Source organism: Streptomyces sp. NPDC002809 (assembly GCF_040295435.1).
Taxonomy (GTDB): Bacteria; Actinomycetota; Actinomycetes; order Streptomycetales; family Streptomycetaceae; genus Streptomyces.
In genome coordinates this window covers 1-13660 of the sequence record NZ_JBEOVJ010000038.1, presented here as the reverse complement: position 1 = coordinate 13660, position 13660 = coordinate 1, and the positions used below count along the sequence as shown (strand labels likewise).

Below are 13660 nucleotides of genomic sequence, written 5' to 3'. Positions count from 1 at the left end.
GCCGTCGTCCCCGGTGACACCGGGGACGCGCCCTCGATCCGACCGGGACCAATTCGTTTCCGGGCCGTGTGAGTACGACCACGGCCCCGCTACAAGGAGTTAACAAGTGGCACGCGTCAAGCGGGCAGTCAACGCCCACAAGAAGCGCCGGGCAATTCTCGAGGCCGCCAGCGGTTACCGCGGTCAGCGCTCGCGCCTGTACCGCAAGGCCAAGGAGCAGGTCACCCACTCCCTGGTCTACAACTACAACGACCGCAAGAAGCGCAAGGGCGACTTCCGTCGGCTGTGGATCCAGCGCATCAACGCTGCGGCCCGCCAGAACGGCATGACGTACAACCGCCTCATCCAGGGTCTGAACGCCGCCAACATCGAGGTGGACCGCAAGATCCTGGCCGAGCTCGCGGTCAACGACGCCAACGCGTTCGCCGCCCTCGTCGAGGTTGCCCAGAAGGCCCTCCCGAGCGACGTCAACGCCCCGAAGGCTGCCTGATCCAGGCCGCACTTCTTGGCTTTTGAGCCGGACCCGCAGGCGCTCGTCGTCTGCGGGTCCGGTGCGTTGCACGCCCAGGGCCTGTCCGGCCCAGCACCTTCGTACGCAGAGAGGCTCGCCGCCGACATGGGCACCCCCGAACTGATCTCCCCGCGTTCGCCACGGGTCGCCGCCGCCCGGCGGCTGGCCCGGCGCAACTTCCGCGGCAAGGAGCGCAGGTTCATCGCCGAGGGGCCGCAGGCCGTGCGCGAGGCCGCGGACCACCGCGGCAGCGACGGCGAGCCGACCCTCATCGAGCTGTTCGCCACCGTCGAGGCCGCCGAGCGGTACGAAGCCATCGTCGACGCCGCCCTCGACGCGGGCGCCCGGGTGCACCTGGCCGACAGCGAGGTCCTGGCCGACGTGTCGCAGACCGTCACCCCGCAGGGGCTCATCGGCGTCTGCCGCTTCCTCGACTCGCCCTTCGAGTCGATCCTCGCCGCGCGGCCGAAGCTCGTCGCCGTCCTCGCGAACGTCCGCGACCCCGGGAACGCCGGTACGGTGCTGCGCTGCGCGGACGCCGCGGGCGCCGACGCGGTCGTCCTCACGGACGCCTCCGTGGACCTGTACAACCCCAAGTCGGTGCGCGCCTCCGTCGGCTCGCTCTTCCATCTGCCGGTCGCCGTCGGCGTGCCCGTCGAGCAGGCCGTGCGGGGGCTGCGGGACGCGGGTGTACGGATCCTCGCCGCCGACGGCGCGGGCGAGGACGACCTCGACGACGAGCTCGACGCCGGCACCATGGGCGGACCCACCGCCTGGGTCTTCGGCAACGAGGCCTGGGGCCTGCCCGAGGAGACCCGGGCGCTGGCCGACGCCGTCGTACGGGTGCCGATCCACGGCAAGGCGGAGAGCCTCAACCTGGCCACCGCGGCCGCCGTCTGCCTGTACGCCTCCGCGCGCGCCCAGCGGCCCCGCCCCGCCGCCGGCTGAACCACCCGCGCCGTCGCCTTCCGGCCCGGCGCCCCCGCAGGGTGTCGCTCCGTCACCGACGACTAGTAGGGTGACGAACTCGGGGGCCCACTGCACCGGTTCGAGAGGTGGGGTACGGGAATATGGCTGTCGGCATGAGCGGACCGCGGGCGACACACGCGGCCGTCGTGCGCCCCGCCGAGGACCCGGACGGCGTCACCGTCGGCGGCAGCGGGTCCGGGGGCCAGGGACTGGATCCGGACGACCTCCCCGACGGGCTCGTCGTCGCGGACGAGACCGGCCGGGTCATCTGCTTCAACTCCGCCGCCGCGCGGATCACCGCAGTGCCCAGGGCCGCCGCGCTCGGCCGCCCGCTGGAACTCGCACTGCCGCTGGAGGACCTCAAGGGCCGCCGCTGGTGGGAGCTGACCGACCCCTACGGTGGCCTCGCCACCCGCGTCGGCCAGCCCGAACGCAACCTCCTGCTGCCCGGCGGCCGCGAGGTCCTCGTCTCCGCCCGCTACGTACGCGAGAGCCCGACCGGCCCCGTCCGCCGGCTGGTGGTCAGCCTGCGCGGCACCGAGGCCCGCCGCCGTACCGAGCGCAGCCACGCCGAACTCATCGCGACCGTCGCCCACGAGCTGCGCTCGCCGCTCACGTCCGTGAAGGGCTTCACCGCCACGCTGCTGGCCAAGTGGGAGCGGTTCACCGATGACCAGAAGCGGCTGATGCTGGAGACCGTCTACGCCGACGCCAACCGGGTCACCCGCCTGATCACCGAGCTCCTGGACATCTCCCGGATCGACTCGGGGCGTCTGGAGCTGCGCAGGCAGCCCGTGGACCTCTCCGCCGCCGTGGAACGCCACATCCAGGCACTCACCGCCGCAGGCCAGGACCCCGGCCGCTTCCTCGTCCGCACCTGCCAGCCGCTGCCCACCGTGTGGGCGGACCCGGACAAGGTCGACCAGGTGCTCGGCAACCTGCTGGAAAATGCGGTGCGCCACGGCGAGGGAACCGTCACCATCGAGGTGGCAGCCGCACCGGCGAAGAGCGACGAGAAGGGAACGGCGGTCACCGTGAGCGACGAAGGCCCCGGCATCCCCGAGGAGTCGATGGGCCGTGTCTTCACCCGCTTCTGGCGGGGAAGCAAGCGCGGCGGCACCGGCCTGGGCCTCTACATCGTCAAGGGCATCGTCGAGGCGCACGGCGGCACGATCACGGTCGGCCGCGGCCCCGGGGGCGGCGCCGAGTTCCGATTTATTCTGCCCGTGAGCACGCCGGCCTACATGAAGTAGAAGAGGCCTGAGCGGACCACGGGCGGCCCACACATCCTGTGGCCCTTAGACTCGACCTTTGGCACCTTTGCGTCCTCCGGCCGTCGAGCGCGGCCACGGGGGTCCGGGGGTATCCCCCGGTAAGAGCAGTACCAGCCAATCGGAAGTACGGGAAGAGATGTCGGCACCGAACAAGTCGTACGACCCAGTCGAGGTCGAGGCACTGAAACCGGAAGAGATCGAGCGGATCCGGGACGAGGCGTTCGCCGCCTTCGCCGCCGCCGGCGACCTCGAAGCGCTCGCCCAGGCGAAGACCGCGCACACCGGTGGTACCTCGCCCCTGTCACTCGCCAACCGCGAGATCGGCGCACTGCCGCCGCAGGCGAAGGCCGAGGCCGGCAAGCGCGTGGGCCAGGCCCGCGCCGCCGTGGGCAGGGCCCTCGCGGCCCGCCAGACGGAACTGGAGGCCGAGCGCGACGCCCGGGTCCTGGTCGAGGAGGCGGTGGACGTCACGCTGCCGTACGACCGCACCCCGGCCGGTGCGCGCCACCCGCTGACGACCATCATGGAGCGCGTCGCCGACGTCTTCGTGGCCATGGGCTACGAGGTCGCCGAGGGCCCCGAGGCCGAGGCCGAGTGGTTCAACTTCGACGCCCTGAACTTCGTGCCCGACCACCCGGCCCGGCAGATGCAGGACACCTTCTTCGTCGAGGGCGCCGACGGCGCGAAGAACGACGAGTCCGGTGTCGTCCTGCGCACGCACACCTCGCCGGTCCAGGCCCGCACCCTGCTCGACCGCGAGCCCCCGGTCTACGTCGTCTGCCCCGGCCGGGTCTACCGGACCGACGAGCTCGACGCCACGCACACCCCGGTCTTCCACCAGATCGAGCTGCTCGCCGTCGACGAGGGCCTCACCATGGCCGACCTGAAGGGCACCCTCGACCACATGGTCCAGGCGCTCTTCGGCCCGGACATGAAGACCCGGCTCCGGCCGAACTTCTTCCCGTTCACCGAGCCGTCCGCCGAGATGGACATGGTCTGCTACGTCTGCCGCGGCGAGTCCGTCGGCAACCCGGACCGCCCCTGCCGCACCTGCGGCAGCGAGGGCTGGATCGAGCTCGGCGGCTGCGGCATGGTCAACCCCAAGGTGCTCATCGCCTGCGGCGTCGACCCCCAGAAGTACAGCGGATTCGCCTTCGGGTTCGGCATCGAGCGGATGCTGATGTTCCGCCACAACGTAGAAGACATGCGAGACATGGTCGAAGGCGACGTCCGGTTCACCCGGCCCTTCGGGATGGAGATCTGATGCGCGTCCCGCTTTCCTGGCTGCGGGAGTACGTCGACCTGCCGCCCACCGAGACCGGCCGTGACGTACAGGCCAAGCTCGTCGCCGTCGGCCTCGAGGTCGAGACCGTCGAGCAGATCGGCGCCGGTCTCAAGGGCCCGCTGGTCGTCGGCAAGGTGCTGACCATCGAGGAGCTGGAGGGCTTCAAGAAGCCCATCCGCTTCTGCACGGTGGACGTCGGCTCCGCCAACGGCACCGGCGAGCCGCAGGAGATCGTCTGCGGCGCCCGCAACTTCGCCGTCGGCGACAAGGTCGTCGTGGTCCTGCCCGGCGCCGTGCTGCCCGGTGACTTCGCGATCGCCGCGCGCAAGACGTACGGCAGGACCTCGCACGGCATGATCTGCTCCACCGACGAGCTCGGCATGGGCGACGACGGCACGCACGGCATCATCGTGCTGCCGCCGGAGCACGAGGCCGGCACCGACGCGATCGAGCTGCTCCAGCTCGTCGACGAGGTCCTCGACATCGCCGTCACGCCCGACCGCGGCTACTGCCTGTCGATGCGCGGCGTCGCCCGCGAGACCGCCATCGCCTACGGCCTGCCGCTGCGCGACCCGGCCCTCCTGGACGTGCCCGCGCCGAACGCGTACGGCTACCCGGTCAAGGTCTCGGACCCGATCGGCTGCGACCGCTTCACCGCGCGCACCGTCGTCGGCCTGCAGCCCGAGGCCCGGTCCCCGATCTGGATGCAGCGCCGGCTCCAGAAGGCCGGCATGCGGCCGATCTCGCTCGCCGTCGACGTCACCAACTACGTGATGCTCGAACTCGGGCAGCCGCTGCACGCCTACGACGGGACCCGGATCGACGGTCCGATCGGGGTGCGCCGTGCCGAGCAGGGCGAGAAGCTCACCACGCTCGACGGCACGGTCCGTGTCCTGGACGCGGCCGACCTCGTCATCACCGACAACCGCGGTCCGATCGGCCTGGCGGGTGTCATGGGTGGTGCCAACACCGAGATCGCCGATGCCTCCGAGGACGCGCGCACCACCGAGGTCGTCATCGAGGCCGCGCACTTCGACGCGATCTCGATCGCCCGCACCGCGCGCCGCCACAAGCTGGCCTCCGAGGCGTCCAAGCGCTTCGAGCGCGGGGTCGACCCGCAGGCCGCGGCGGCAGCCGCGCAGCGCACCGTCGACCTGCTCGTGCTGCTCGCCGGTGGCACCGCTGAGGCGGGCGTCACCGAGGTCACCGCCCCGTCCGGCCCCCGCACCATCACGATGGCGGCCGACCACCCCGACAAGGTGGCCGGTGTCGCCTACGGCCGCGAGATCGTCGTGCGCCGCCTCCAGGAGGTCGGCTGCGACGTCTACGGGCAGGACGAGCTCCTGGTCACGGCCCCGTCCTGGCGGCCCGACCTCAACGAGCCGAACGACCTCGCCGAAGAGGTCATCCGGCTGGAGGGTTACGAGAACCTCCCCTCCACGCTCCCGACGCCGCCGTCCGGCCGCGGGCTCACCGACCGCCAGCGGCTGCACCGCCGGGTCGGCCGGGCACTGGCCGGCGCCGGATACGTCGAGGCGCTGAACTACCCGTTCACCGGCGAGGCGGTCCTGGACCAGCTGGGCCTGGACGCGGACGACGCCCGCCGCCGTACGGTCAGGCTCGTCAACCCGATCTCCGACGAGGAGCCGTCGCTGCGTACCACGCTGCTGCCGGGCCTCCTCGGCGCGCTGCGGCGCAACGACGGCCGCGGCAGCCACGACCTCGCGCTCTTCGAGACCGGTCTGGTCTTCAGGCCGACCGGCCAGGAGACGAAGCCCGTCCGGCTGCCCGTCGACCGGCGTCCCTCCGACGAGGAGATCGCCTCGCTCAACGCCGCGCTGCCGCGTCAGCCGCGCCACGCCGCGGTCGTCCTGGCGGGCGCCCGCGAGCAGGCCGGCTGGTGGGGCAAGGGCCGCCCGGCCGACTGGGCGGACTCCGTCGAGGCCGCCCGCACCATCGCCCGTGAGGCCGGTGTCGACCTCACGGTCCGCGCCGACCAGCACGCGCCGTGGCACCCGGGCCGCTGCGCCGCGCTGTACGTCACGGTCAACGGTGAGGAGACCCTCTTCGGTCACGCCGGCGAGCTGCACCCGCGCGTCATCAAGGAACTCCACCTGCCCGAGCGCACCTGCGCCATGGAGGTCGAGCTCGACGTCCTGGAGCAGGCCGTGGACGGCGCCCTCCAGGCGCCGCGGATCTCCACCTTCCCGGTGGCGACCCAGGATGTCGCACTGGTCGTCGGCCAGGACGTGCCCGCCGCCGACGTGGAGCAGGCGCTCCGCGCGGGCGCGGGTGAACTCCTTGAGTCGCTGCGGCTGTTCGACGTCTTCACGGGCGAGCAGATCGGCGAGGGCCGCAAGTCCCTGGCGTACGCGCTGCGTTTCCGTGCCGCGGACCGCACGCTGACCGTCGACGAGGCGAGCGCCGCCCGGGACGCGGCCGTGGCACTGGCCGCCGAGCGTACGGGTGCGGTGCTGCGCGGCGCGTAACAGCGCACCCGCACAGTGAGGAGGGGCGTATCCGGCCACCGGATACGCCCCTCCTGTGTGCTCGCCCGGGGCGGGGGACCGCACGCGGGATCCGGCAGGCCCGGGGAACCCGGTTCCCGGCCGCTCCCGCAGCCACCCTCCGATCCGTGGGCAGTGGGTCGTGCGATCCGGCGCCGTCCGCGCTGCCACGGAGTGTCGGGCAGGTCGGCAGAGCGGACGGCGCGGGTGCGGGTCGTCGTGCTGTACGAGGGGGAGCAGACGACCCGGCCGCCTCTTGCGAGGGACTTATTCAAGCGATCCGCGGACCGGTGCGACAGCGTGCGCAGCGGGACGGTTCGGGCATTCCGTTCACACCCCGTGTGAATCGTGCTCCACTGGGGCGACACGTCCAGGCGTGCCGACCCTTCGGAGGGGGCGATGGGGGCAATGGAGCCCAACACTCTGCTAGAGGCTCTGATCGACGAGGCGGGCTTCTCCCGGGCCGGGCTCGCCGCGCAGGTGAACCAGGCCGGCCGTACCCGGGGGCTGGGTCTGCGCTACGAACACACCGCCGTCGCCCGCTGGCTGAAGGGCCAGCGGCCGCGCGGCCAGGCACCCGACCTGATCTGCGAAGTGCTGGGGAACCGGCTGCGCAGGGCCGTCTCGCTCGACGACATCGGTCTGGCGGCCCGCGGAGCCCACACGCCCGTGCAGGGTTCCTCGCTCACCGGTTTCGTCGAGCGGGCCACCGCCGTGTGGCGCTCCGACGAACAGCAGCGCCCGCACGTGGTCGCAGCCCCGGCCGTCACGGGAACCACCGCGGTGATGCCCGTCTGGGAGTGGGAGAACCCGCCGGAGGACGCCGACGTGTCCCGTACCGGCCCGCACCGGGTCGGCCCGGCCGACATAGCAACACTGCGGGCCGCCCGCGCCCACTACGAACTGATGTACCGCAAGGCGGGCGGAATCGCGACGCGTGCGCGCATCGTCGGCTTCCTCAACAGCGGGACCGCTCCGCTGCTGCGCGGCGGCTACAGCGATGCGATGGGGCGGCAACTGCACCGGGCGGCGGGCGCCCTGGTGGCTGTGGCGGGCATCTGCGCGTACGACTCCGACGCGCACGGGCTCGCCCAGCGCTACTTCCACCAGGCACTGAGGCTGGCCAAGGCGAGCGGGGACCGGGGGCTCGGCGGCTATGTGATCGCCCTGCTGGTGAACCAGTCGCTGTTCCTCGCCGAATACCGGCAGTCCGTCGCCTTCGCCGAGGCGGCGCTGCGGGCCGCCGGACGCGACATCACCCCCGCACTGGCGGCGGACCTCCATGCGATGCAGGCCAAGGCGTACGCCCATCTCGGCGACGGACCGAGCGCGTTGAGATGCATCGGCCGCGCCGAGTCCGAGGCCCAACGGATCAGACCCGGCCGGGAACCGGACGAGACGGGCTATGTGCAGCCGGGTCTGGTCGACGTCCAGGTGGCGGAGGCCCTGCTCGGCCTCGGGGACCTGCCGGCGGCCAGGGAGCACGCCGCGGCCGCGGTGCGGACCCCCGCGCACGACCGGGGCCGGGTCCACCGGCTGGCGATGCTGACCACGATCGAGCTGCGGCAGGGCGAGGCCGACCGGGCCGCGGTCACGGCGGCGGAGATGGCGGAGCGCGCCAGGGGCATGGAGTCGCAGCGGCTGCGCGACCGGCTGCGGGCCGTGCGCGGACACCTGATCGCAAGCGGGAGCGCCGAGGCGGAACGGGCAGCGGATCTCGTCGACGGTGCGCTGCGCGTACCGCTGTGAGTCGGGGTCTGCTGCGATATGGCCACCTACGAGTCAGAAGGTGGCAGAACTGTGCAGTGGACGAATCTAAACGAACAGACTGTGTACGAGAATCGCTGGTTCCGGGTCAATCTGGCGGATGTCGTACTCCCCGACGGTCACCACCTCGACCACTTCGTGATCCGGCTCCGTGCCGTCGCGGCGGCCACGGTCGTCAACGAGGCGAACGAGGTCCTGCTGCTCTGGCGCCACCGGTTCATCACCGACAGCTGGGGCTGGGAGATCGCGGCCGGAGTGGTCGAGGAGGGCGAACAGCCGGCCGCCGCGGCCGCCCGGGAGATGGAGGAGGAGACCGGCTGGCGCCCCGGCCCGCTGCACCCGCTGCTGACCGTGGAGCCGTCGAACGGGCTCACCGACGCCAGGCACCACTTCTACTGGGGCGAGGAGGCCGGCTGGACCGGTCACCCCGTCGACGGCTTCGAGTCCTCGCGCCGTGAGTGGATACCGCTCAAGCTGGTGCCCGACATGATCGCCCGGGGCGAGGTCCCGGCCGCGGGGATGGCCGCCGGGCTGATGATGCTGCACCACTTACGGCTGGGCTGACCGTTCAGCCGGCGTGCGAGGGGCCGACGGCCCCTCGCACGCGAGGGCGGGCGGGATCAGGCGTACGGGTAGAACCCCGACCCCGTCTTGCGCCCGAGCCGGCCCGCGTCCACCATGCGCTGGAGCAGCGGGGGAGCGGCGTACAGGGGCTCCTTGTACTCGGCGTACAACTGGTCGGCGTTGCGCGTAGCCCTGTGACCTGCTGTTTCGTCGGTTGTGTGGTGGCTTTGCCAGAGACAGGGACTTCTCAGGGACTTTCGATCCTGCATCACACGAGCCACCTATCCATCGCGGCCAGTCCGCGCTTGCCTGCGCCAGGCATGAAGTGAGCGTAGTAGTCGAGCGTGCCCTTCGGGGAGGAGTGCCCCAGCCAGGTCGCCACGCTTACGATGGACTCGCCGGCCTCCAACTGCACACTCGCGAAGGTATGGCGCAGGACGTGGAACATGTCCGGCCGTGAGCGCTCGTAGACGGGGTGGAGGCGGACGCGGGAACCGTAACTCTCCGCCTTCTCGCCGACCTGGCGCAGAACTCCTGCGGCTACGAGAGCGGGCTTCCAGCTGCGCTCGTTCCAAGTCCCGGGATTGATCCGAAGCCCGTGGGAGGTGCTCAGCACGAGTCGCAGGGTGATCGGCTTGCGCTGACGCTCTTCCAACTCGGTCGTCGGCGTCTCAGGATTACGCCACGGCAGGGTGCACTCGACCGGCGGGAAGAGCTGGACGTGGAGCCGGACGCGGCGGGCGAGGTTCGGCGGAAGGGGGACATCACGGGTCTTTCGGCCCTTGGGGAGGCAGAAGTACGGCCGCCCTTTCCCGTCCCAGCGGAGCTGGCGCCGTATGTGGACCACCTCCGCCCTGAAGTCGAAGTCCTCTTCCGCGAGGCCGAGCGCCTCGCCTTGGCGAACTCCGAGTGCGAGCCCAAGGTCCACGGCGATCCGGTACCGCTCCTGTAGGCCCTCCCGCACCGCGTCGACTGTGGTTCGAGACCACGCCTTCGCCTTCTTGTCGACCGGCTTGGGCCGTTTGATCGATCGGTGCACAGCGACGGGGCTCTTCAGTAGACGCTTGTCATCAACTGCGGCATTCAGGATGGTGGTGAGGTGTATCCATATGATCTCGGCGGAAGACTCCTCGACTCGAGAGAGCAAGTCGGCCTTGAACCGGCGAAGGGCCGAGGCGTCGATCTCGCGCAGAGGATACGAGCCGAGCAGGGGAATCAGGTGGTTCCAGATCCGGCTCCGCATGGGACCCGCAGTTGACGGCTCATCCGTTCGACTGGGCCACCAGTGGTCGGCGATGTAATCGGCGAGCAAGATGGCACCATTCCGTGGGTCGACGAAGTCGCCCCTGCTGGAGTCCGTCTGGGCTTCAGCGAGCCAGCGCTTGGCGTCTTCGCTCGTGTCGAAGGACCTGTCCTGGATACCAGGAATGCCCTTGACACGGTACCGCTTCCCCTTCCCTCATATGGAAGTACGCTCTCGCTTGCCGGTCGTCCTGTCCGGTCTCTTCTTGAGCCAACGATCCTCGATGTAGCCCGCCACGAGGGCCTCCTGCCTGTGCGAATGATGCGTTCCGGGTGCTTGACGGTGTTGGGAACGCTTCTTCGCGACAGGTCATATCCCGCTGCGGCAGGTGGAATTGATGTCGAGTTGATGTCGATGCTCTGTGCTGCCGTGGACGTCACGATGTGCGACGCAGCGGCTTGCGGTTCAGTGGATTCAAAGCAGGGTTCGATCGAGAGTCCGCCCCTTCCTGCCGGTCCACCCACTCGTCAAGCGCGGAAATCCTGTACATCACGCGTCGGCCCATCTGGAAGCTGGGCGGCCCTTGTCGGCGATGGCGCCACACGTAAAGGGTGTTGGGAGAGATGCCGAGATAGACCGCCGCTTTGTGCAACGTGAGGAATGCCATTTCGGGCATGCAGTTCTTGCTCTCGTCCATGGTGCGCACCTGTCTGTCGAATCGACCGACTGCAAGAGTCCCTGACGAGTCGCGGTTTGGGCGTACCGTGCTTTTGTGGTAAGCGGGGGTCTCATATTTCTAGTTCGATGCGGTTCACATGCTTCGCCCAAGCGTCGAGCAAAGTCCTGCCCAGCATCGTTACGCCTGGGCCCTGGCGAACTCAGCCGTTTTCCGCGCCTTGGATCGCCGCCGGCCGCTCGGCCACGGAGGAGACCGGCGGGTCGTTCCACCCGGGCACCGACGATGTACTCGCTATATCGACGCGCACGGTCTGGTTCCCGGCGATGCCCAGCCACAGCCCGTCCGCGCGCAGGGCGGCGAGGCTGTCGCGGACGTCGGGGTACTCGGGCTGCCCTGCCGCGGCGCGCCTCTCGCGCTCGTCGTTGAGATCGAAGCCGGGCCGGAACTCCTGGAACACCTTCCGGTAGTCCAGCCCGCGCGTGATCACCGCTGTCAACGTGTGTGCCGAGGCATCCCCGGGCGTTCCTATTTGTCGGCTGAAACCTGGCCCGACGCGCGGGCCGCCCCCGTGGGAGACGGCCGCCGGAACGAACTCGCGCTCAGGACGACATGCAGCATCGGGCCGTCCTGGAGCCAAGTCCGTTCCCGTGCCTGAGAGGGGAACACCCCGGCCCCGGCCTACCGATGCCGCCAGATCTGTCGGAGTTTCAGGACCTCCCGCGCCCAGTGGGCCGCCAGCTCCTCTTCGGGGATCCGCGGACGGTGGAGGCTGAACCGGACGTGCGGATACAGCCAGTGCTGCGAGATGTCCGCACTCGCCATCAGCGTGGTCAGCAACGGCTCATCCTGTGGCGTGTCCCGGTCGACCGCGACAAGGAGTTCACCCTGGTCATCGGGGTGCAGATGGGGCAGCGGCTCCTTCAGCCGCGCTCGCAGGTCTCCCCAGGTCAGAACCGCACCTCCTGCGCGAGCGGCGTCCATCAGGACCTCGCGGGCCGGAGCGGCCAGCCGCTCGACCGCCGCGAGAGACAACCGTTCTGGCCGCGATGAGGCCTGGCCAGCGGCGGTTTCAGCGGCGGCGCCGGGACGCCGCCTGGCCGTACGGTCCGGCGCGGCTTCACGACGGGCCGTAGTTTGCTCTCTGAGCGATCGCTGCCGCAGGCGCGCTTCCCAACCAACGAGGCGCTTTTCATCCGCTGAGGGTAGGGGCGCGTCCATCTTGTGCCGCAGTTCTCGCACCGTGTCGAGTACGAGCCCGATCTCCGACACCGTCGCCGTGCTACGGGTCATGTCCAATTTCGTGAACAACTGCCTGATCGACTTCAGCACGGGCACGGTTTCGGGGCGTGCCCGGTGTGCGCCGCACCAAGCTTTGACTTCTCGCATGAACGGGGTGAATCGCTCCCGGTCCTCCGGAGCGAGGTGGCGTGCGTACAGCGGGCCAGCGAGTCTGCGCGCGGCTTCGACCGATTCGAGGTCGTCTGCCTCCCGCGCTGCCTCGATCTCGCTGACCAGCCAGATGAAATCGGCGAGTGCCGCAGTCTGATCGCTGCCGTTGTTCTTCAACCTCTCTGCTTTTTCCCTCGCAGGGGCAGGTCGGGCCGATTGCTCCGCAGCCGTCTGCGCAGCGTGCAAACGATGTTCGAGATCGCTGAAGCTGTCTGAGAGGTCCTGTGTCAGCGCTTCGGAAGACAGCCGGCGAAGGGCGTTGACATGCTCCAGGGCGCTCCGGAGCCGCTCCGCTTCTCTGGGATCGCCGGGGGAGGGCAAGGTCTCGAAGACTGTGCGCATGGATTCGAGCGCTTCCTCGGACTCCCGTGCCTTGATCCAGGTACGCATCTCGTCCCTCAGGACTCGTGCCCGCAGTTTCGTCTGCGCGGACGCCTTGCTGCCGGCGAGAGCAATCGCCTCCCGCTCGAAGCGGCGTACAGAGGTGACGTCCCCGGACGCCTTGGCTGCGATGAAGGCTTCACTCATTCGCGGCAGGAGTGATGCTGACTGATCCGTGCTGTGCGCTGCCTCGAGATGTTCGGTCGGAGGAGACTCGGGCCACTCCGGTGGGTGAGGGGCAGCTGGCGGTGCGAGAGTAGGAGGATGAACGGCTGAAGCCTGAAGCTCAGGGACTTGGCCGACCAAGTCTTCAAGATTGCGCAGCAACTGCCTGCTGGTCTCGCGCCATCGGCGGAGTGCGTGGGCGTCCTTGCAGGCGTCGGTGTAGTGATGGAGATGAGTTGCCCCCGCTTTGAGGGAAGTGGTGAGGCGTGCGGCCCGATCTCCTTCCCCACGAGCTGCGATTTGGCGCACCTCTTCGATCTTCTCGCGCAGGAGCCGCATCTTCTGGCTCGCGTCTTCCCGATTGGCTTCATTCGGCGGACGCGTGTTCATGGCAGAGATGGGGGGAGATTGCGCGTTCAGGGGCGAGGTGTTGCGTTGCTCGTAGAAGGTGTGGAGTCGGCGGATCGCTTCCGTACTCCATCGCTGAAGCTCGGCTTCAGACACAGGGGCATCAATACCGAGGGCCCGTAGAACCGCACTCAGGTAGGGCAACTTCTTCTGCCCCCGGGTGCCAGGACCAGCACGCTCAAGGGCACCGCGTTCTCGTTCACTGGGTGATCTGCTTCCACGAGCAGATTGCGCAGTGAGTTGTCTGAGAGATGACGCAGCCCAGGGTCGATCCGTTGGGCGAGTTGTTGCCACGTGGTCGTACCGCCCCTGCGTGCGACCATGACTAACAACGGCTAACACAATGAGGTGGATCGGTCCTGCTGACCGTGTCCGCGTCAGAGATTCAGCGTTGTTCGGGCATGGGGACTTCGCCGTGGATCGTGTCGGATGGCCTGTGGGAGCGGATAGAGCCGCTG

Annotated in this window: 10 protein-coding genes and 3 pseudogenes; 8 read left to right on the top strand and 5 right to left on the bottom strand. The window is 69.6% G+C overall.

Going from position 1 to position 13660, the window contains the following annotated elements; genetic code table 11:
* Positions 1-106 precede the first annotated feature (106 nt).
* From rplT to ABT025_RS22315, 7 genes are all read left to right on the top strand, one after another.
* Positions 107-490 carry a 50S ribosomal protein L20 gene (gene rplT / locus ABT025_RS22345; RefSeq protein ID WP_024494113.1) on the top strand — a complete coding sequence of 128 codons (384 nt, stop codon included), beginning with the start codon at positions 107-109 and terminating at the stop codon, positions 488-490.
* Between the two features lie 126 nt (positions 491-616).
* The gene (locus tag ABT025_RS22340) at positions 617-1459 is read left to right on the top strand and encodes a TrmH family RNA methyltransferase (RefSeq protein ID WP_350997251.1); all 843 of its coding nucleotides are present in this window, start codon (positions 617-619) and stop codon (positions 1457-1459) included.
* A 122-nt stretch (positions 1460-1581) separates the two neighbouring features.
* A complete protein-coding gene (locus ABT025_RS22335; RefSeq protein ID WP_350997107.1) occupies positions 1582-2733 on the top strand; it encodes a sensor histidine kinase in 1152 nt (383 codons plus the stop codon).
* Positions 2734-2890: 157 nt separating this feature from the next.
* On the top strand, positions 2891-4018 hold the full coding sequence (gene pheS, locus ABT025_RS22330) for a phenylalanine--tRNA ligase subunit alpha (RefSeq protein ID WP_350997104.1): 1128 nt from the start codon (positions 2891-2893) through the stop codon (positions 4016-4018).
* Positions 4018-6528 (top strand): phenylalanine--tRNA ligase subunit beta, encoded by a 2511-nt coding sequence (gene pheT / locus ABT025_RS22325; RefSeq protein WP_350997101.1) that lies wholly within the window; start codon positions 4018-4020, stop codon positions 6526-6528. Before pheS ends, pheT begins: the two co-directional genes overlap by 1 nt.
* A gap of 426 nt (positions 6529-6954) precedes the next feature.
* On the top strand, positions 6955-8295 hold the full coding sequence (locus tag ABT025_RS22320) for an NsdA family TPR-like regulatory protein (RefSeq protein WP_350997098.1): 1341 nt from the start codon (positions 6955-6957) through the stop codon (positions 8293-8295).
* Between the two features lie 51 nt (positions 8296-8346).
* Positions 8347-8877 carry an NUDIX domain-containing protein gene (locus ABT025_RS22315; protein ID WP_350997095.1) on the top strand — a complete coding sequence of 177 codons (531 nt, stop codon included), beginning with the start codon at positions 8347-8349 and terminating at the stop codon, positions 8875-8877.
* A 56-nt stretch (positions 8878-8933) separates the two neighbouring features.
* On the opposite strand, the pseudogene ABT025_RS39550 reads toward ABT025_RS22315, so the two are convergent.
* The 5 genes and pseudogenes from ABT025_RS39550 to ABT025_RS22290 all read right to left on the bottom strand — a co-directional run.
* Positions 8934-9056 (bottom strand): annotated as a pseudogene (locus ABT025_RS39550) (3-hydroxyacyl-CoA dehydrogenase family protein); the annotation flags it as partial.
* Positions 9057-9145: 89 nt separating this feature from the next.
* Complete coding sequence (locus ABT025_RS22305; protein ID WP_350997089.1) at positions 9146-10189, bottom strand: tyrosine-type recombinase/integrase; 1044 nt, start codon at positions 10187-10189, stop codon at positions 9146-9148.
* Between the two features lie 367 nt (positions 10190-10556).
* Positions 10557-10817 carry a helix-turn-helix transcriptional regulator gene (locus tag ABT025_RS22300; protein WP_350997087.1) on the bottom strand — a complete coding sequence of 87 codons (261 nt, stop codon included), beginning with the start codon at positions 10815-10817 and terminating at the stop codon, positions 10557-10559.
* Between the two features lie 283 nt (positions 10818-11100).
* Positions 11101-11295, bottom strand: a pseudogene (locus ABT025_RS22295) (haloacid dehalogenase); the annotation flags it as partial.
* 182 nt (positions 11296-11477) lie between these two features.
* Complete coding sequence (locus ABT025_RS22290) at positions 11478-13298, bottom strand: hypothetical protein (protein WP_350997084.1); 1821 nt, start codon at positions 13296-13298, stop codon at positions 11478-11480.
* A gap of 270 nt (positions 13299-13568) precedes the next feature.
* Here ABT025_RS22290 and ABT025_RS39545 point away from each other — a divergent pair.
* Positions 13569-13660, top strand: a pseudogene (locus tag ABT025_RS39545) (IS5/IS1182 family transposase); the annotation flags it as partial.